Source organism: Rhodoferax ferrireducens T118 (genome assembly GCF_000013605.1).
Classification (GTDB): Bacteria; Pseudomonadota; Gammaproteobacteria; order Burkholderiales; family Burkholderiaceae_C; genus Rhodoferax; species Rhodoferax ferrireducens.
Genome location: NC_007908.1, coordinates 1149790 through 1169238, shown reverse-complemented (window position 1 = coordinate 1169238; position 19449 = coordinate 1149790). Strand labels below are relative to the sequence as shown.

Below are 19449 nucleotides of genomic sequence, written 5' to 3'. Positions count from 1 at the left end.
AGACCATTCAGAGTGCAGTATCCCACGACACCACTGGCAGGCTGAGACTGATCCGCAGGCCGTGCGGCTGTACGACGTGCGCACTGGCGCTGCCCCCGTGGCGCTGGGCGATCTCGGCCACAATGGCCAGCCCCAGGCCGCAGCCGCCAGGCAGCTCGCTGGCGCGCCAGAAGCGCTCGAACAGGTGCGCCAGTTCAGTCGCCGACAAGCCGGGACCGTTGTCTTCGACCTCCAGCACGGCCTGCTGGGTCAAGCGCTTCACACGCAGCGTCACCACACTACCCCGACCGGCATAGAGGAGTGCGTTGTCAAGCAAGTTGCTCATGGCCTCGCGCAGCAACATGGCTTCACCTTGCACACCTAAACTGTCGGCCCCCTCATAGCCCAGGTCCACACCGGCGGCCATGGCGCGCGGTGTCCAATCCCGCGCCACCTCGCGTGCCAGGGCTGCCAGGTCGAGCGTTTGCAGGCGCACCTCGGCCTCGTTGCGCGCCAGTGACAGCAGTTGCTGCACCAGGTGCGCACTGCGCTGGGCGCCCGCCAACACCTTGCTCAGGCGCGCGTGCAGGGCTTGCGGATCGGTCTCGGCCAGCGCCAGTTCGGTCTGGCTGATCAAGCCGGCCAGCGGCGTGCGCAACTGATGCGCCGCGTCGTTCAAAAAACGCTTTTCTTGCCCCAGGCTGCGCCGCACGGCGGCCAGCAATTGGTTGACCGCTTGCGCCAGCGCGTGCACCTCTTGCGGCGCCTGCGTCATCTCGATCGGCGACAACGCCGACACATTCTGTTCGCGCCGCAGCCCCAGTTGCGCCTGCAGCCGGGTCAGCGGAAGCAGGCCGCGGGAGACACCGCCATACACCAGCACACTCAGCAAGACGCCCAACAAGAGCAAGGGCGCCAGCATGTCGGCCACCAGCTCCGTCGTCAGGCGCCGCTGCACGACCAGACTCTTGGCCACCTGCACCCGCAAGCGCTGGGGCGAGGTGGCCTCCCCATAGTTGACTTCCAGCAACGCCACGCGCATCGGTTTGCCGTCCACCACGGCGTTGTACAGCAAGGGCTCGCCGGGAACCGGGCTGAGACGCTGCGGCGGCTCCGGCAAGCGGCCGTTGCCCAGCAAGAAACTCCCCGGCGGCGATGAGACCAGGTAACTGACCCGGTCTTGCGGATCCTGCTCAATGATGTCTTGTGCCGCGCGCGGAAAGTCGATCAGCAGACCCGAGCCGATCGGCTTGACCTGACGCGCCAGCGAGCGCACCGATTGCGTCAGGGACTGGTCGATGCCTTTTTCAGCGTAGCTCAATGCAATCCGGTAGGCCAGGGCGCCACCCACCAACCACAGCACCAGCTGCGGCAACAACAACCACAGCAGCAGTTGCCGTTTGAGCGACAAGCCATGGCCCGCCGTGCCCGAGCCAGCGCCCTCCCCCGCCAGCGTGTCGCCCGGGCTCACGGCGCACTGGACTCCAGCATGTAACCCAGGCCGCGCACGTTGCGGATATTGAGCCCGGAGTCGGCCAGCTTGCGGCGCAGGCGGTGGATATAGACCTCCAGCGCATTCGAGCCCACACCGGCACTGGCCCCGGTACTCGTACCGTCTCCGGGCTCGGACTGCCATGCACAGAGCACATCTTCACGGCTGATCACCTGCCCCGCGTTGGTGACCAGCAGGGACAAAAGCGCCCACTCGCGTTGCGTCAGTTCCAGCGCTTCATCGCCGAGCCAGGCTTGCGGCAATCTGGCATCCACCCGCAGACGCCGCGCGCCATCGGTGACCAGTTCCAGCGAACCCCCAAAAGCGGGCAGCCTGGCGCGCCGCAGCATGGCGCCCAGGCGGGCTTGAAGCTCAGCCATGCTGAACGGCTTGGTCAGGTAATCGTCGGCCCCGGCGTTGAGCCCCTGCACCCGGTCCTCGACACCGTCACGCGCGGTGAGTACCAGCACCGGCAGCGCGGGCAGGCGTTTGCGCAGCCAGCGCAACACCTCCATGCCACTGACTTTGGGCAAGCCCAGGTCCAGAATCACGCCGTCAAAGCGGTTGGACTCCAGCAAGGCCTGCGCGCGCTCACCGTCGCTGGCAGGGGTGACGGTGTGACCGGCCTGGGTCAGCTGAGCACCCAAGGCATCGCGCAGCAACTCGTCATCTTCAACAATCAGCAAATGGGACATGGCCCAAGCATAACAAGCAAAGCGGGCGCTGCCCCATCAATGCGCCGGGGTGGCGGGCAGCGGGCACTGCAGCCGGGCCTGGACCGCCTGAACCCGCGCCAGATGAATCAGTTCACCTATTTTCTGGCCGCTAGCCCCCGTCGCCATTGCGTCAGACGCTATCTTTTCTGTAACAACACCCTGCGCGGCCGACAAGGCCGACAGCAGCCGGGGCCGCTGCGGATAGGGTGACTCGGCCAGCCCCAGCCGCCCGCGCGCGTCACACTCGCAGGCCAGCAAGATTTGCCCAAGGCGCTGCGGCTTGCGAAAGGCATCGCAGCGCTCCAGCAGGCGTACCAGTGCAGCAGCGTCGAGATTGCCACTGCGGTGAATATTGCCGTGCTCGCGCGCCACCACGTCGGCCAGCTCCCGGCAATCGGTGGGCAGGCGCAGCCGCTCAGCCAGGCCCTTGAGGAGTTGCGCACTGCGCTGCTCATGCCCGAGGTGGCGCGGCAAAATGTCGGCCGGCGTGGTGCCCTTGCCCAGGTCGTGCGTCAGACAGGCCAGTCGCACCGGCAGGTCAGCGCCCAGGCGGGCCGCCATGTCGAGCACCAGCGCCAGGTGTGCGCCGGTGTCGATTTCGGGGTGGTAATCGGCACGCTGCGGCACGCCCCAGAGTCGATCGACCTCCGGCAGGATTCTGGCCAGCGCCCCACATTCGCGCAACACCTCGAACATGCGTGAGGGCGTGGCCTCCATCAGCCCACGGGAGAGCTCCTGCCAGACGCGCTCGGCCACCAGATGATCGACCTCGCCGCTGTGCACCATCTCAAGCATGAGTTGCAGCGTCTCGGGGGCCACGCTGAAGTCGGGAAAGCGCGCGGCCAGACGAGCCAGGCGCAGGATGCGCACCGGGTCTTCACAAAAAGCGGCGCTGACGTGGCGAAATATTTTGTCAGCGATGTCCTGCCGGCCGTTGAAAGGATCGACCAAGGCAGCCGGCGCCGTTTCCGAGCTTTTGATATCAAATAAGCCTTTAGCCCTTATGTAATCTGCATCAATAGCTATTGAATTAATAGTCAAATCGCGCCGCGCCAGGTCTTCTTCCAGCGTCACATCGGGCGCGGCGTGAACGGCAAAACCGTGGTAACCGGGCGCAGTTTTGCGCTCAAGGCGTGCCAGCGCATATTCCTCGTGGGTTTGCGGATGCAAAAACACCGGAAAGTCCTTGCCCACCGGCACAAAGCCCTGCGCGACCAGCTCATCCGGCGTGGCACCGACCACCACCCAGTCGCGGTCCGTCACCGGCAAGCCCATCAGGGCATCGCGCACAGCACCACCGACCAGGTAGATTTGCATGTCAGCGCTTCAGGCGGTAAGGCTCTTCAAAATCAAGAAAATCCTGTTCTGCCAACGCACCGTCGATCCAGGCTTTCACGCCGGGCAGCGCCTGCACCCGCGCGACGTAGTCGGCAATCGCGGGCGGTAGCGGCAGCGCGTAGCTGGTCAGGCGGGTGCAGATCGGGGCAAAGTAGGCATCCGCCACCGAAAAGTCGCCAAACAGCATAGGCCCGCCGTGGGCCTTGAGCAACTCGTCCCACATCGCGACCAGCCGCGCCACGTCCGAGCGCACCGTGGGCTGGTCGCGCCAGATCAGGGCACCAACCTCAGGCAGCCGCGCTTCGATGTTCATCGGGCAGTGACTGCGCAGACCGGTGAAGCCGGCGTGCATCTCGGCGCAAAGGCTGCGCGCCCTGGCACGCGTGGCCTTGTCACGCGGCCACAAGTGTTTGTCCGCAAACTGCTCGGCCACATATTCGGCAATGGCCAGCGTGTCCCACACCACCAGATCACCATCGATCAATACCGGCACCTTGCCGGTCGGTGTCAGGGCATTGACGGTTTTCTTGAAGCTGGAATCTGGCGTGAACGCGTCAAAGCGAACCTTGATTTCTTCAAACGGGATCTCCGCTTGTTTGAGCAGCACCCAGGGGCGCATGGACCAGCTGGAGTAGTTTTTGTTGCCGATGACGAGTTTGAGCATGAAATTCTCCAAAACGTGAATGCTAGCAGCGCGGCCAGTGATTGGTTTTGATTGCTTCTATTGATAGCTGTCTACGCATACTGGACCGGGACTGTCGGTTTATGTCACCTAAATCCATTCGGATCTTTCTGATACTGACCGGGTACTGCCGTGTTGGATTTTTAAGTTATTTTTTCCCCACTCACTCCCCCCGCCCTCTCCCGCCCCGCCGGGCGGAAGAGGGAGCCAACAGCCACATTTGGCCGCGTATTTGAAGGTGGGACGTACACGCGCCGCTTGGCGTTGACCCACAGCCCACTATTAATTTGATCGGTCTGTTCATAGGTTGCCGCCGCTTCGAGGTCAGCACGCCTTTGATTACCAGTTTTCCCACCTTAAAAAACGCGGCCAAATGAGGCGCCCCTCTTTCGCCCGGCGGGGCGAGAGAGGGGTTGGGGGAGTGAGTGGGGGAAAAATCCCAGAGAAAAACCGCCGTCGCAGTAGCCTCAACCCTCACCGAACCTGCAAACTACAACCCGCCAAGCCTCAAGGCAAGTCGGAATCGACCGGTGCCGCCCCGGCACCGCGTGGCCCGATCAGCCCGAGGCGGCTTTTCAGCGACTGCGGTTGACCGGAAATGAGCGCGGCGTAGCTGGTGGTGTTGGACAAGACTTTTTTCACATAGTCACGGGTCTCGGTGAACGGCACGTTCTCGGCCCAGATGGCGGCTTCCAGCGTCGGCGCCCCAGCTTGACCGCGCCAGCTGCGCGGGCGCCCGGGCCCGGCGTTGTAGGCGGCGGCGGCCATGGGCATGGAGCCGTCAAAGTTGTCCAGCACCAACTTGAGGTAGCCGGTGCCAATGGCAATGTTGGTGTCACGCTCACTGAGCTGTTGCGGCTTGAAGTTGACCAGCCCGATTTTTTTGGCGGTCCAGCGGGCCGTCGCTGGCATCACTTGCATCAGCCCGGCGGCACCGACACCCGAACGGGCGTCCACGATGAAGCGGCTTTCCTGCCGGATCAAGCCATACACGTAGGCCGCGTCCAACCCGATTTCCGAGCTGCGCTGCAGCACCGCGTCCTTGTGTGGCATAGGAAAGCGCTGCGCGAAATCGATCACACTTTTAGTCCGCTCACTGGTGTTGATGCAGCGGTCCCACACCTCATGCTGGCAGGCCAGGTCGGCAGCGGCCAGCAGTTCGCGATCGTTCATGCCGCCGCGTTGGTGCATATTGACGCTGTAATTCCATTCACGCACGCCCTCGCTGCGCAAGCCGATTTGAATGGCATACAGACTGCGACCAAGGCCGGGGTCGAGCCGGGCCGCGTCCTTTTCTTCGGCTGTCAACGCGGCGGGCGCTGCGGGCACGGTCACGCGCTGGCCAAGTTCTTCCAGTGCCAGTTGCTCGTAGAAGCCGCGCACGCCAGCAATGCTTTGCAACAAGCGCTGCGGCTCGACATGATCCGCCTGCGTCTTGGCCAGCTTCAGCAGGGCGCGCGCGCGCCAGTAGACCCAGGCGGCGTCCTGGCGCTGGCTCTCGCTCATGGCCGACGTGGCAGCCACCACCTGCGCCCAGTTGCCTGCCCGCAGCGCCGCGCGCACCTTCCAGGCCAGTTGATCGGCCTGCATGAACTTGTCTTGCCCTTTCATGAAATAGGCCAAGGCGTCATCCGACAAGCGCATGGCGGCACGCTTGCCGATCACGCCCCAGACCCAACTGCGCTCCTCCTGACTGAGTTGGGTTTTCCAGCGCAGTTTGTCAATCTCGACGGCAGCAGCGGCAGGGTCTTTGACAGCGAGGCGAATCATGGCCAGCGTGACCAGCTCTTTGGTGCGCAGCCGCAGCGCCAGCAGCTTGCCTTCCAGGTAGTGTTCGGGCCGGGTGTAGATCGCGCTGACCGTGTTGGCCCATTCGGCATTGAGCAGGCCAACCGCCTGGGTGGCGATGCGCAGGTTGTCGTTTTCGAACCCCTGGCGCGCGCGCAACCAGACTGTCTGGGGCTGGAGCTTTCTGGCTTTGAGCTGCTGGTCTGCGGCGGCCGCACAGCCGTCATCGGCATCGCGCTGGGCCAGCCACAGGTCCTCCACTTGTTGCACCACATCGCGTTCGCTTGACTTGAAGTCGGTCAGCAAGGCGTAGCACTGGACCGAACGGTCATCGTTCATGCGGAAATTGGGGTACTCGGCCATGAAAGTGCCCCATTCCTGCCGTTGCCCGAGCAGCAGCAGCCAGTCGTTGCGCAAGCGGTCCTCCTGGTAGGTACCGGCAAAGCGGTTCAAAAAATACTGAATTTCAGCCGGGCTTGCGGTGTCCAGGCGGGCACGCAATTCCCAATAAGCGGCCCAGGGCTCCAGGGTGTGGTCACGCATCTGGGGCAACAGCTCGCTCAGACGCTTGCTATTGCCCTTTTTGAAGGCCTGGTTCATCTCCAGAATAGTCTGGTCGGCGGCCGTGGTGCCTGCCACCCTGGATTGCGCCTGCGCCGCCGGATTTGCCGACAGGGTCAACACGCCCAGCAGCGCAATCGATGTCAAAATGGTAGAGAACTGCATGTGGAGATTATGGATACAACTGATGAAAAGAAAGCGCAGGCCAAAAAAGCCCTGCGCAAACGCCTGGTTGAACAACGTCTGAATCTCCCGGATCGACTACAACGCGCCAACCTGTTGCAACGCGTGATGCGCATTTGGCTGGTCGGCCGCCCGGATGCCGTCATTGGTGCCTACTGGCCGATCAAGGGTGAATTCGACCCCTTGCCAGCGCTGCATCGGTGGAAAGAAGACGGCGAACTGATCGACCAGCCTCAACCTCGAATGATTGGACTGCCGGTGGTGGACAAAGTTCACAAGACCATGGCTTTCCATGCCTGGTATCCCGGCTGTCCGATGGAAGAAGACGCTTACGGCATCCTGAAACCGAAGGACACCGAGGTCATTGTGCCCACCCTGCTGTTTGTGGCGTGCGTGGGTTATGCGGCGGGCGGCTACCGGCTGGGTTATGGCGGCGGTTTTTATGACCGCATGCTGGCCGCGCTGACACCCCAACCATTTACCGTCGGGCTCGGGTTTGCGCAGGGTTTCTTGCCTGACTTCGAGCCCGAGCCGCATGACATACCGCTCGATGCCATCCTGAACGACAACGGCGTGGTGTGGCCGGTCTAGGAAAGCTGCCTATGCCAGCGCCTCGCCTGTCGCCTGGCGCGTGAGCGCGGCCTGAGCCATCAGCCAGTCGCAAAAGGCACGGGTCTCGGGGCGCGCCGCGCTGCGCGGGCTGACGATGAGCCAGTAGGCCAGGGGCGAGTCCAGGCGCATGCCCGGTAAAACCTCAACCAGGTCGCCTGAGGCCAGGCTGTCTGCCACCTGTGGCGTACGGGCCAGTGCCACGCCTTGGCCCGTCAACGCGGCCTGCACAATCTGGTGGGCATAGTTGAAATAAAGCCAGCGCTTCGGTTCCAGCTTCTTGAAATCGTGCTCATCGAGCCAGCGGCGCCAGGTGAGCCACTCCAGATGTAGTGTGCGGTTCGCGTCGCTGGCTTCGATCAAGGCGAAATGCGCCAGGTCTTCACCTCGCTTCAGAGGGTGTCCACTCTTGAGCAGCCAGGGGCTGGCCACGGGGGTCAGTTGCTCGCCGAACAGGCGCACGGCATTGGAGGGCACGCTGGAAGGCAGGGTGTAGCGCAGCGCCAGGTCGATGTCGGTGGTGTCCAGATCGACCGACACATCCGTGGCGTCAATCCGAATGTCGATGTCAGGGTGCTCGCTCTGGAAGGCCTCCAGCCGCGGGATCAGCCACATGGAGGCAAACGAGGCCCAGGTGCTGATGGCCACGCTTTTGCGTCCGGCGCTGCGCCGGATCAGGCGCACCGCGCTGTCCATGCGTTCCAGTGACGGCGACACGGCGCGCAGCAACTGGGCGCCCGCGCTGGTGAGCTCGACGGCGCGCGTGTGGCGTAAAAAAAGACCGACCCCCACTTCATCTTCCAGCGCCTGAATCTGGCGGCTGACGGCGCTTTGGGTCAGCGACAAGTCATCAGCCGCGGCGCGAAAGTTGAGATGGCGCGCCACGGCCTCGAAGGCGCGCAACTGACCGACCGAAATGGGGCGCGTGCGCAGATGGTTTTCAGAATGTTGCATGCAGTATGAGCCCGGGACGAGCCCGTCTATTGATGCGTAAATGGAATGAATAGCTTACCTTGAATTCATTGGACGAACAAGCTTTTTGTGACGATCATTCAATGCCAAATTGCATTACTGGAGTCTGTCATGGTCACGCAACATTTAACGCAATTGCAACACGCCCAAGACGCCGCCGTTTTTGTGTGCTGGAAGCTGATGCCGGGGCGAGCCATCAGCCTGCGGCCGCGCCAGGCGGGTGTACTGCGCATCGAACAGGGACAGGTGTGGGCCACCGTTGACGGCTCACCGCGCGTACCCGCCAATGAGTTGGGGGACCACTTTTTGCAGGCCGGGCAACAATTGGCGGTTCGCGCCGGGCAGCACCTGGTTTTTGAGCCCTACGGCGCGGCGAACGCGACGCCGGTTTACTTTGAGTGGACCCCGCTTGCCGAGTCAGTCACCCTGCGCGCGTCGCGCTGGCAGGCGGCGGTGATGCGTCCGCTGCGCGATTTGGGACAGGCGGTGCTGATGGCGGGCCTTGCCCTGGGACAACTGGTGCTGGGGCTGGCCGGCTACGGCGAGTATCTGGTGGCCGGGCGCGGTCGTGTTTTGTCAAAACTCGAGACTAACCAGCCATGACCCTGGCCGGAGCCTGCCAGCAGCTTGGCATTGGCGCGCCACGCACGTGCCAGCCTCGATCGGCAAGTCGCCGCACGGCAGGCCAAATTCAGGGCAGCTGCGCATCGGAGAGCCCTAACATTCCACAATATTGACCGCCAAGCCGCCGCGCGAGGTTTCCTTGTATTTGGTTTTCATGTCGGCGCCGGTCTCGCGCATGGTCTTGATCACCTTGTCGAGCGACACCACGTGCTGGCCGTTGCCCGCCAGCGCCATGCGCGCCGCGTTCACAGCCTTGACCGCGCCCATGGCGTTGCGTTCAATGCAGGGCACCTGCACCAGGCCGCCGATGGGGTCGCAGGTCAGGCCCAGGTTGTGCTCCATGCCGATCTCGGCGGCGTTTTCAATCTGCTCGGGGCTGCCGCCCATCACCGCGGTCAAGCCGGCGGCGGCCATCGAGCAGGCCACGCCAACCTCGCCCTGGCAACCCACTTCGGCGCCGCTGATGGAGGCATTGAGCTTGTACAACATGCCGATGGCCGCCGCACTCATCAGGAAATTGATCACCGCGTCGTCGGCGCTGTTGTGCCCGGTGGCGTCGGTCTGCGCTGTGCGTGCGTGCTGGCTCAGCACAAAGCGGTCGCAGTAGTGCAGCACCGCCGGAATGACCCCGGCCGCGCCGTTGGTCGGCGCAGTCACCACGCGCCCGCCGGCGGCGTTTTCTTCATTCACGGCAAAGGCATAGACATTGACCCAGTCCAGCACCGACAACGGATCGGCCAGCGCTTGCTCGGCACGCTCGCGCAACTGGGCCGCCAGCACCGGGGCACGGCGCTGCACCTTGAACGGACCGGGTAGCAGGCCCTGCGCGCTCAGGCCGCGTTGCACGCATTCGCGCATGACGCGCCAGATGTTGAGCAAACCGGCACGAATTTCATCATCGCTGCGCCAGGTGCGCTCGTTGGCCCACATCAACTCGCCAATGCTCAAGCGCTGCTGCTGGCAAGTCGCCAGCAGTTCAGCGCCCGAGGTGAAGGGGTAAGGCACTTTCTGGTACTCGCTCAGCACGGCCTCATTGGAGCTGCCAGCGGTGACCACAAAACCGCCGCCGACGCTGAGGTACTTGGCTTGCCGGAGCAACTGGCCCTGCGCGTCCACCGCACTGAACTTCATGCCGTTGGGATGCTCGGCCAGGGCCTCGCGGCGGTACATCAGCACGTGCTCTTTTTCCTTGAACACAATGGGTTTGACGCCCAGCAGCGCCAGCGTCTGCTGGGCACGCACGGTCTGGATCAGGCCGGATACCGCAGCCACGTCCACCGTGTCGGGCGCGTGGCCCATCAAGCCGAGCATGACCGCCACATCGGAGCCGTGGCCTTTGCCGGTGGCACCCAATGAGCCATACAGCTCGCAGGTCACGCCCTGGGTGGCGTCGAGCCAGTGCTCGCGCTCCAGCGTCTGGGCAAACAGGCGCGCCGCGCGCATCGGCCCCACCGTGTGCGAGCTGCTCGGTCCGATACCAATCTTGAAGAGATCAAAAACGCTGATGGCCATGGGCTGATCTTAGGCGCAATTGGCTGGGCCTGAACGCCCGGTGGCAACCAGGAACCGGGCACCGGTCTGGTTGCGGCGCATCGCCCAAAGCAAAACCTGCAGCCCCTGCGCCAGCACCGTCGGCAGCCCGCCGATAATGTGAAAAAATTGATCGGGTCGGGTGGGAGAAAGAATGGAAACAGGCATGAGTGATATTTCAAAAATCAAACCAGCGGCGACTGCCGTGGACGTGGTCATCATGGCCGCCGGCAAAGGCACGCGCATGAAAAGCAAACTGCCCAAAGTGTTGCACCTTTTGGCCGGGCGCGCTTTGCTGCAGCATGTGGTGGACACGGCGGCGCAACTGTCAGCCCGTCAGGTGGTGGTCATCACCGGTCATGGCGCTATGGAAGTAGAAGCGGCTGTCTCAGGTAACACGGGGGCTAGCGCTGGATTTGATATAAATTTTGTACGCCAGGAGCCGCAACTTGGCACCGGCCATGCAGTGCAGCAAGCGGTGCCGCTGCTGCGCGACGACGGTATGGTGGTGGTGCTTTCGGGCGACGTGCCCTTGATACAGGCGGCTACCTTGCGGCACCTGATCGCCGCCGCCGGCACTGACAAGCTGGCGCTGTTGACTATCGATTTTGCCGACCCCACGGGTTACGGCCGCATTGTGCGCCGGGGTGACGTGGTACAAGCCATCGTCGAGCAGAAGGACGCGACGCCTGTGCAGCGTGAGATCACCGAGGTCTACAGCGGCATCATGGCGCTGCCCGCCCGGCAACTCAAAGCGTGGCTGGCGCGGCTGGACAAGCAGAACGCCCAAGGCGAGTATTACCTGACTGACATCGTGAAATTCGCCGTGGCCGATGGTGTGCCGGTGGTGGCGCACAAGATTGCCGACGCGACCCAGGTCGCGGGCGTCAACAGCCCGGTGCAACTCGCGGCGCTGGAGCGGGCGTTTCAAAGCAAAGTGGCGCTGCAACTGATGGAGCAAGGCGTGCGCCTGGCGGACCCGGCGCGGCTCGACGTGCGTGGCCAATTGCACTGCGCACAAGACGTGTCGATTGATGTCAACTGCGTCTTTGAAGGCGTGGTAACCCTGGGCGAAGGCGTGAAGATCGGCGCCAACTGCGTGATCCGCAATGCGACCATTGCCGCCGGGGCCGTGATTCACCCGTTTACCCACATCGAAGGCGGCCAACCCGGCAGCAAGGACGCGGTGGAAGTCGGCGCCGGAGCCCTGATTGGCCCGTTTGCCCGGCTCAGGCCCGGTGCCAAGCTGGGCCAAGCGGTGCACATTGGCAACTTTGTTGAGGTCAAGAATTCGACGCTGGCGCGCGGCGCCAAGGCCAACCATCTGGCTTATCTGGGCGACGCCACCGTCGGCGAGCGCGTCAATTATGGTGCCGGCAGCATCACCGCCAATTACGACGGCGCCTTCAAACACCGCACCGTCCTTGAAGCCGATGTGCACATTGGCAGCAACTGCGTACTGATTGCCCCGCTCACGATCGGCGCGGGCGGCACCGTGGGCGGTGGCTCCACCGTGACCAAAGACACGCCGCCGGGGGCACTCACCGTGGCGCGGGCGAAACAGGTCAGCATCGCCAACTGGAAGCGGCCGAGCAAATGAGCACGACCGCGTCGAGGGGGACGCAAGCCAGCGACATCCAGCGCCTGCAGCGCGAGTTGCTCCAGGCACGCACTGAGCTTGATGACTTCACCTACGCGGTGTCACACGACCTGCGCGCCTCGCTGCGCCATGTCAGCGCCTATGCGCAAATCATCCAGGAAGACCTGGGCGAGCGTCTCACCCCCGACATCGCTGCGCACCTCGCCACGGTGCAGCAGGCGGCCAAGCAGATGACACGCCAGATCGAAGGTTTGACTGAGTTGTCGCGACTGACGCGGCTGGATTTGCAACTGACCCGGCTGGACGTCGGGCAACTGCTGCGTGATGTGCTGACGGCCATGGCCCCCGCGCTGCAAGGCCGAGTGATTCACTGGCAGGTGGCGCAAGACATACCCGCCCTGCAAGGTGACGCGGTGCTGATTCGGCAGGTATTGATGCACCTGCTGTCCAACGCAGTCAAGTTCACGGCGCATCGAGCGGTGGCTGAAATCGAGTTGACGTGGCAAACCCATGCCAGCGGCCTGTGCGCCTTGACCATCACCGACAACGGTGCGGGTTTCAACCCGCAGTACAAGGACAAATTGTTTCATGCGTTTGGGCGCCTGCACGGGGCTCGTGAGTTTGAGGGCCTTGGCATGGGCTTGGCGCTTACCCGCAAAATCGTGGAACGCCACGGTGGCGTGGTTTGGGCCAACGCCGCACCCGATGCGGGCTGCAGCGTCAGTTTCACATTGCCGCTGGCGCCAACCGTGAATTAGGTCACAGCCCCATCACAGTTCGTCACAATGGCAGCGCCACCCGCGCGCCAAATTTGCTGCGCTTGACGCTGAAAAAAGTTTTGACGTTGCGCACATTGGCATCCGCCGTGAACAAGCGCTGCGCCAGCGCCAGATAGTCAGGCATCTGCGCGACCTGCACCACCAGGCAAAAGTCCGGCCCCGGCGACACGCGGTAACACTGCTGCACGGCATCCTCCAGGGAGACGCGTTGCTCGAATGCTTCGAGCGCCTGGTTGTCCTGGTGGTCCAGTGTGATCTCGGTCAACGCACACAGGCCAAAGCCCGCTACGTCAGCGAGTTTGTCCACGCTCAGCACAGCGATCACCCGCTCGATCAGGCCCGCATCGCGCAGCCGCTTGACCCGGCGCAAACAGGTCGGTGGCGACACATGCACCCGCGCCGCGAGATCCTGATTGGTCAGCGAGGCGTCAATCTGCAGCTGTGCCAGCAACTGCAAATCGATTGAATCAAGGTTGGCGTGTTCCATATTTTTTTGATCAGTGCAAGGTTTCGACGAATTCGCAGTCGCAATTCAATTCGCCACCGGGCGCTGGCGCAGCCACTGGCGCCACTTGGGCCACAGCAGATTCAGGGCCAGGCCGCCCATGACCAGCGCGGCGGCACTGAGTTTCCAACCCGGCAAGCCTTCTCCCAGCCAGAGCGCGGCGGCGCCCATGCCAAACAAAGGCACCAGCAGCGCCATCGGTGTGATGGTGGCGGCCGGGTAGCGTGCCAGCAGCCAGCCCCAGGCGGCGTAGCCAAACAGCGAGTTGCCCCAGGCCTGCCACGCCACCGCGGCCCAAACCACCGCATCGGCGCCGCGCAGGCCCGCAGCCACCGCGTCCCAACCTTCAACCCACAAGGAGAGCGCCGCCAGCGGCGGCACGGCAAACAGACTCGACCACACCACATACGCCACCATATTGACGCGCCCAGCCTCGCGCGCCACGATGTTGCCCCCCGCCCATGCCAGCGCGGCCAGCAGAATCAGCGCCAGCCCCAGCAGCGTGGTACTGCCATCGGTATGCAGCACGATGATGCCAATACCAGCGCTGGCCAAAGCCAATGCCAGCCACTGCATGCGTTGCAGCTGTTCGCCGGCCAGTCGCATCGCCAGCCCGATGGTGAAGAACACCTGAACTTGGATCACCAGCGAAGCCAGGCCGGGCGAAATATGACCATTCATGGCGATAAACAGCAGGCCAAACTGGCCCACGCCGATCAGCAGGCCGTAAGCGGCGAGGTTGCGCCACGGCACCTTTGGCCGCGGCAAAAAGAACACTGTTGGCACCACCACCACGGCGAAGCGCAAGGTGGCAAACAACAGGGGCGGCATCTGGCCCAGAGCGAGTTTGATGACAACAAAATTGGTGCCCCAGACCGCCACTACCGCCAGCGCCAACAGGAAGTGGCGCAATGAAAGCGAGTTTTTCATGGCTCGATTGTCAGGCAAACCATCCAGGCCAGCGCACTGAGGACGCTGGCCGCAGCAGGCGGCCTCGGCACTTTGTTACCCGTCGCCTTTTTAGGCCTTGGGCGCTGCCGCGACGCTGCGGCGGCGCTCCAGCCAGGCCTGCAACTCGCCGACCACACCTTTACGGAAGGCCAGCACGCACAGCACAAAAATCACGCCAATGATGACGTTCACCCAGGAGCCGACCTTGTCAGCCAGCGTGTCTTGCAGCGAGATCACAATACCGGCGCCCATCACCGGGCCGAAAAAGGTGCCGACGCCACCCAGCAGCGTCATCAAAATGACTTCACCCGACATGGTCCAGTGCACATCGGACAAGGTGGCAAAACCCATGATCAGGGTCTTGAGCGAGCCTGCCAGTCCGGCCAGCGCGGCCGACAACACGAAAGCCATCAGCTTGTAGCGGTCGACCTGGTAGCCCAGCGAGATCGCGCGCGGTTCGTTTTCACGAATCATCTTGAGTACCTGGCCAAACGGGGAATGCACAATGCGTGAAACGGCCAGAAAACCCGCCACAAACACAGCCACCACCAGGTAATACATGGCGGTGTCCGATTGGAGCGACAGCAGGCCAAACAGCGCACCGCGCGGCACGCCTTGCAGGCCGTCCTCACCCCCGGTAAAAGGCGCCTGCAGGCAGACAAAATAGACCATCTGCGCCAAGGCCAGGGTGATCATGGCGAAATAAATACCCTGACGCCGGATGGCCACATAACCAACCACCAGTCCGATCAGGCCTGAACCAATCATGCCCGCGACAATGCCCAGTTCCGGCGTGAAGTTATGCGACTTGATAAGGTAACCGGTGATGTAAGCCGCCGAGCCAAAAAATGCGGCGTGGCCAAAAGACAGCAAACCGGTAAAGCCCAGCAACAGGTTGAAGGCGCAGGCAAAAAGCGCGAAGCACAGCAGCTTCATGACAAACACCGGGTAGAGCCCGATCATGGGTGCCACCAGCGCGAGGATCAACAGCGCGATGTATGTGATTCGAAGGAATTTGGCGGCTTTGGTCATCTGCTTGCTGTCAGTGAGGGGGTTCATGGCGCTGCTCATGGCTCAGGCCTCCTTGCCGAACAGACCGGCGGGGCGAATCATCAGCACGATTACCATGATGATAAACACCACAATGCTGGATGCTTCCGGGTAAAACACGCGGGTCAAGCCTTCGATCACTCCCAGGCTCAGACCAGTCAGGATCGAGCCCATGATGGAGCCCATGCCACCAATCACCACCACCGCAAACACCACGATGATCAGGTTGGAGCCCATCAGAGGATTAACCTGGATGATGGGCGCTGCCAATACACCTGCGAGCGCCGCCAGTGCCGCACCCGCGCCATAGGTCAGCATCACCATCAGCGGCACATTGATGCCAAAGGCTTGCACCAGCGCCGCGTTTTCGGTGCCAGCGCGCAGGTAGGCGCCTAGCCGGGTGCGCTCGATCAGATACCAGGTTCCCACGCACACCGCCAGCGATACCAGCACCACCCAGGCACGGTAATTGGGCAGCACCATGAAGCCGAGATTGGTGGCGCCGGACAGCAGTTCGGGCACATTGTAATTTTGGCCTGATACGCCATACAACTCGCGGAAAATGCCCTCGGCAATCAGGGCCAGGCCCAGGGTGAGCAATAAGCCGTAAATGGGGTCAATCTTGTAAAGATGCTTGAGAAAAAGCCGCTCGATCACGACACCGAGCGCACCCACCGTCAGCGGCGCCAGTACCAGCGCGTACCAGTAATTGATGCCGAATTTGTCAAGCATGATCCAGGCGGCAAAGGCGCCCAGCATATAAAGTGCACCGTGCGCGAAGTTCACGATGCCCAACAGACCAAAGATGACAGCCAGCCCAAGACTGAGCATGGCGTAAAACGCGCCATTGACCAGGCCCAGCATCAACTGGCCCAGAAAAGCTTGAAGGGGAATACCGAAAATTTCCATGGAGGCCCGTTAGTTGATGCCTGAAATATTGAAAAAGCGGCCAACCGCACCCGCGACCAGCCGCCTTGTTGGTCAGCTTATTTCTTGTTCAGCGCACATTTGGATTCGGCCACCGTGGTGAAAGCCTGCTCACCCGGAATCTTGGCCACGGTCTTGTAGTAGTCCCATGGCACGGTCGATTCCTTGGGCGACTTGACCTGGAACAGGTACATGTCGTGGATCATGCGGCCGTCAGCGCGGATCTGACCCTTGTTGTAGAAGTCATCGATCTTCATGCCCTTCAAGGTGGACATCACCTTGTCCGCGTCGGTCGTGCCGGCGGTCTGCACTGCCTTCAGGTAATTGGCGGCGGCCGAGTAGTCGGCGGCTTGTACGCTGGAAGGCATGCGCTTGTATTTGTCGAAGAAACGTTTGGCAAATTTGCGCGAGGCGTCATCCTGGTTCCAGTACCAGCTGTCAGCCAGTTGCAGGCCTTCGGTGTTGGCCAGTCCCAGGCTGTGCACGTCGTTGATGAACACCAGCAGGCCGGCGATCTTCATGGTCTTGTTGATGCCGAATTCCTTGGCCGCCTTCATCGCGTTGGTAAAGTCGCCGCCAGCATTGGCCAGCCCCAGGATCTGCGCTTTGGACGATTGCGCCTGCAGCAGGAACGATGAGAAATCGGAAGCATTGAGCGGGTGACGAACCGCACCGACAACGGTGCCGCCATTGGCCTTGACCACGTTGGAGGCATCGCCTTCCAACGAATAACCGAACGCATAGTCGGCTGTCAGAAAGAACCAGGTCTTGGCACCGGCCTTGACCAGTGCCGTGCCGGCCACCTTGGCCAGCGCCACCGTGTCGTAGGCGTAATGAACGGTATAGGGCGAACAGGCTTCATTGGTCAGGCGGGCCGAGCCGGCGCCGATCGAGATGAAGGGGCGCTTTTTTTCCTCAGCGACTTTGGCCATGGCCAGCGACGTGCCGGAGTTCGTGCCGCCAATCAGCATCGACAGGCCATCCTTGTCGATCCATTCGCGCGCTTTGGAGCTGGCGACATCGGCCTTGTTCTGGTGGTCGGCGGTCAGTACTTCAATCGGACGGTTCAGCACCTTGCCGCCAAAATCCTGCGCTGCCCACTTGACCATTTCACCGCCGGCCGGGCCATCGATGTCGGCATACACGCTGGACATGTCGGTGATGAAACCGATCTTGACCGGGCCGGTGGTCTGTGCCGATGCTGCGGCGGCAAAGCCAATAGCCATGGCGGCAACGAGGGTCTTGAGTTTCATGATGTCTCCTGATAGTTGGTTGTTGAGAAGCGGGGGAAATGGATTACTTTTTTGTTGGCAAAATAAATGTCAAACGCCCAGATAGTCCTGCAGCATGCCCATGTTTTGAGCCAACTCGTTTTGCGCGAACTGCTTGACGATGACACCGTGCTCCATCACGTAAAAACGATCGGCCAGCGGCGCCGCAAAGCGGAAGTTCTGTTCCACCAGCACGATGGTGTAACCCTTGGCTTTGAGCGTCAAAATCATCTCGGCCAGTTTTTGCACAATGACAGGCGCCAGACCTTCCGAGATCTCATCGAGCAGCAGCAGCCGGGCACCGGTGCGCAAAATGCGCGCCACTGCCAGCATCTGCTGCTCGCCGCCTGACAGGCGGGTGCCGGGGCTCGAAGCGCGCTCTTGCAGGTTGGGAAACATCGCGTAAATTTCGTCGACGCTCATGCCGCCTGGCGCCAGCGTGGGCGGCAACATCAGATTTTCTTCGGCTGTCAGGCTGGCAAAAATGCCGCGCTCTTCCGGGCAGTAGCCGACACCCAAGTGGGCCACCTTGTGAGGAGCCATCTTGATGGTTTCGACGCCTTGGATCTTGATCGCGCCCTTGCGGCTGCCGGTCAGGCCAACGATGGCGCGCATGGTGGTGGTGCGCCCGGCGCCGTTGCGCCCCAACAGCGTCACGACCTCGCCTTCGTTCACGGTCAAATTGACGCCATGCAGAATATGTGACTCGCCGTACCAGGCGTGCAGGTCTTCAATGCGAAGCAATTCCTTACTCATCAATGTGCACCCTGCAGTTCAGTGTTGACGGTGCCCATGTAGGCTTCGATCACCAGCGGATTCTTGGACACCTCGGCATACGGGCCGTCCGCAATGATGGCGCCGCGCTGCAATACCGTGATGCGGTCGGCAATTTTTGACACCACATTCATGTTGTGCTCCACCATCAGGATGGTGCGCCCGGCAGACACTTTCTTGATCAGTTGCGTGACCCGATCCACGTCTTCGTGGCCCATGCCTTGCGTCGGTTCATCCAGTAGCATCAGTTCCGGCTCCAACGCCAGTGTCGTGGCCAGCTCCAGCGCGCGCTTGCGACCGTAGGGCAGATTGACGGTCATCTCGTCGGCAAAGTCCTGCAAATCGACCTCGGCCAGCAGTTGGCGGGCCCGCTCATGCAGGTGCAACAACGTGCTTTCGGCTTTCCAGAAGTGAAACGAGGTGCCCAGATTGCGCTGCAGCGCGGCGCGCACGTTTTCCAGCACCGTCATGTGCGGGAAAACTGCCGAAATCTGGAACGAGCGAACAATACCGCGACGCGCCGTTTGCGCGGGCTTCTCAAACGTGATGTCGGTGCCATTGAACAAGATGCTGCCACTGGTCGGCTGCAGAAACTTGGTCAGCAAATTGAAAAAGGTGGTTTTGCCTGCGCCGTTGGGACCAATCAGCGCGTGGATGTGGCCGCGCCGAACCTTCAGGTCCACGTGATTAACCGCCACGAACCCCTTAAATTCTTTGGTCAACCCACGGGTCTCAAGAATGAACTCCACTGACAAATTGCTCTCCGGCTGTCTGGATGACAGTTGACAGACGCAGCGGTCCGCAACACGAACGTGCATGCTAACGAGTTGCACTGTGACGCGTTAGCGGGTAAGCACTTAGGTAGTTTTACTGTCCGAACGACAGGACAAACAGCGCGGACCCGCGCATTGCGCCCAAGTCCCATTGACCGCCCAGTCCACACTGCGACGCAGCGAGTTACCGCCTCTTCGCACTGGCACACAACAACTATTCATGGAAAGTTTATTTCTATATAGACTAAATATTGAAATATTAGAGTCATATATAAAATATATGAAATATAAATTCAATTAATTTTTATATTTATCTGCAAATTTCTTTCAGGTTCTCATACCATT

General features: G+C 61.8%; 19 protein-coding genes. 4 read left to right on the top strand and 15 right to left on the bottom strand.

Annotation, left to right across the window (positions count from 1 at the left end):
- Positions 1–7: 7 nt before the first annotated feature.
- The 5 genes from RFER_RS05470 to RFER_RS05450 all read right to left on the bottom strand — a co-directional run bounded on the left by RFER_RS05470 (position 8) and on the right by RFER_RS05450 (position 6721).
- Positions 8–1450 (bottom strand): sensor histidine kinase, encoded by a 1443-nt coding sequence (locus RFER_RS05470; RefSeq protein ID WP_011463402.1) that lies wholly within the window; start codon positions 1448–1450, stop codon positions 8–10.
- Complete coding sequence (locus tag RFER_RS05465) at positions 1447–2166, bottom strand: response regulator transcription factor (protein WP_011463401.1); 720 nt, start codon at positions 2164–2166, stop codon at positions 1447–1449. Before RFER_RS05465 ends, RFER_RS05470 begins: the two co-directional genes overlap by 4 nt.
- A gap of 36 nt (positions 2167–2202) precedes the next feature.
- The gene (locus tag RFER_RS05460; RefSeq protein ID WP_011463400.1) at positions 2203–3504 is read right to left on the bottom strand and encodes a multifunctional CCA addition/repair protein; all 1302 of its coding nucleotides are present in this window, start codon (positions 3502–3504) and stop codon (positions 2203–2205) included.
- A gap of 1 nt (position 3505) precedes the next feature.
- The gene (locus RFER_RS05455; RefSeq protein WP_011463399.1) at positions 3506–4189 is read right to left on the bottom strand and encodes a glutathione S-transferase family protein; all 684 of its coding nucleotides are present in this window, start codon (positions 4187–4189) and stop codon (positions 3506–3508) included.
- Positions 4190–4714: 525 nt separating this feature from the next.
- A complete protein-coding gene (locus tag RFER_RS05450) occupies positions 4715–6721 on the bottom strand; it encodes a lytic transglycosylase domain-containing protein (RefSeq protein ID WP_041790219.1) in 2007 nt (668 codons plus the stop codon).
- A gap of 9 nt (positions 6722–6730) precedes the next feature.
- Between RFER_RS05450 and RFER_RS05445 the strand changes: the two genes are divergently transcribed.
- The gene (locus RFER_RS05445; protein ID WP_011463397.1) at positions 6731–7330 is read left to right on the top strand and encodes a 5-formyltetrahydrofolate cyclo-ligase; all 600 of its coding nucleotides are present in this window, start codon (positions 6731–6733) and stop codon (positions 7328–7330) included.
- Positions 7331–7339: 9 nt separating this feature from the next.
- Here the strand turns inward: RFER_RS05445 and RFER_RS05440 are convergent, their stop codons facing one another.
- A complete protein-coding gene (locus tag RFER_RS05440) occupies positions 7340–8302 on the bottom strand; it encodes a LysR substrate-binding domain-containing protein (RefSeq protein WP_011463396.1) in 963 nt (320 codons plus the stop codon).
- Positions 8303–8431: 129 nt separating this feature from the next.
- Here RFER_RS05440 and RFER_RS05435 point away from each other — a divergent pair, with 129 nt between their 5' ends.
- Positions 8432–8923 carry a DUF2917 domain-containing protein gene (locus RFER_RS05435; protein ID WP_011463395.1) on the top strand — a complete coding sequence of 164 codons (492 nt, stop codon included), beginning with the start codon at positions 8432–8434 and terminating at the stop codon, positions 8921–8923.
- A gap of 114 nt (positions 8924–9037) precedes the next feature.
- On the opposite strand, the gene RFER_RS05430 is transcribed toward RFER_RS05435, so the two are convergent.
- Both RFER_RS05430 and RFER_RS23985 read right to left on the bottom strand, forming a co-directional pair.
- Positions 9038–10456, bottom strand: coding sequence for an L-serine ammonia-lyase (locus tag RFER_RS05430; RefSeq protein WP_011463394.1), 1419 nt, complete (start codon positions 10454–10456; stop codon positions 9038–9040).
- A 9-nt stretch (positions 10457–10465) separates the two neighbouring features.
- Positions 10466–10642, bottom strand: coding sequence for a hypothetical protein (locus RFER_RS23985; RefSeq protein ID WP_166485670.1), 177 nt, complete (start codon positions 10640–10642; stop codon positions 10466–10468).
- On the opposite strand from RFER_RS23985, the gene glmU reads away from it, so the two are divergent.
- Complete coding sequence (gene glmU / locus RFER_RS05425) at positions 10641–12074, top strand: bifunctional UDP-N-acetylglucosamine diphosphorylase/glucosamine-1-phosphate N-acetyltransferase GlmU (RefSeq protein ID WP_166485669.1); 1434 nt, start codon at positions 10641–10643, stop codon at positions 12072–12074. The genes RFER_RS23985 and glmU overlap by 2 nt on opposite strands.
- Positions 12071–12832 carry a sensor histidine kinase gene (locus RFER_RS05420; protein WP_011463392.1) on the top strand — a complete coding sequence of 254 codons (762 nt, stop codon included), beginning with the start codon at positions 12071–12073 and terminating at the stop codon, positions 12830–12832. Before glmU ends, RFER_RS05420 begins: the two co-directional genes overlap by 4 nt.
- Positions 12833–12854: 22 nt before the next feature.
- Here the strand turns inward: RFER_RS05420 and RFER_RS05415 are convergent, their stop codons facing one another.
- From RFER_RS05415 to RFER_RS05385, 7 genes are all read right to left on the bottom strand, one after another.
- Positions 12855–13340, bottom strand: a complete 486-nt coding sequence (locus RFER_RS05415) for an Lrp/AsnC family transcriptional regulator (RefSeq protein WP_011463391.1) — start codon at positions 13338–13340, stop codon at positions 12855–12857.
- A 45-nt stretch (positions 13341–13385) separates the two neighbouring features.
- Positions 13386–14288, bottom strand: coding sequence for an EamA family transporter (locus RFER_RS05410; RefSeq protein WP_011463390.1), 903 nt, complete (start codon positions 14286–14288; stop codon positions 13386–13388).
- A 90-nt stretch (positions 14289–14378) separates the two neighbouring features.
- Entirely contained in the window at positions 14379–15368 is a 990-nt protein-coding gene (locus tag RFER_RS05405) for a branched-chain amino acid ABC transporter permease (protein ID WP_425057084.1), read from the bottom strand.
- A gap of 15 nt (positions 15369–15383) precedes the next feature.
- The gene (locus tag RFER_RS05400) at positions 15384–16268 is read right to left on the bottom strand and encodes a branched-chain amino acid ABC transporter permease (RefSeq protein WP_011463388.1); all 885 of its coding nucleotides are present in this window, start codon (positions 16266–16268) and stop codon (positions 15384–15386) included.
- Positions 16269–16345: 77 nt separating this feature from the next.
- Positions 16346–17539, bottom strand: a complete 1194-nt coding sequence (locus tag RFER_RS05395; protein ID WP_011463387.1) for an ABC transporter substrate-binding protein — start codon at positions 17537–17539, stop codon at positions 16346–16348.
- 69 nt (positions 17540–17608) lie between these two features.
- The gene (locus RFER_RS05390; RefSeq protein WP_011463386.1) at positions 17609–18313 is read right to left on the bottom strand and encodes an ABC transporter ATP-binding protein; all 705 of its coding nucleotides are present in this window, start codon (positions 18311–18313) and stop codon (positions 17609–17611) included.
- Entirely contained in the window at positions 18313–19086 is a 774-nt protein-coding gene (locus RFER_RS05385) for an ABC transporter ATP-binding protein (protein WP_041790217.1), read from the bottom strand. The genes RFER_RS05390 and RFER_RS05385 overlap by 1 nt, the downstream gene beginning before the upstream one ends.
- Positions 19087–19449 lie beyond the last annotated feature (363 nt).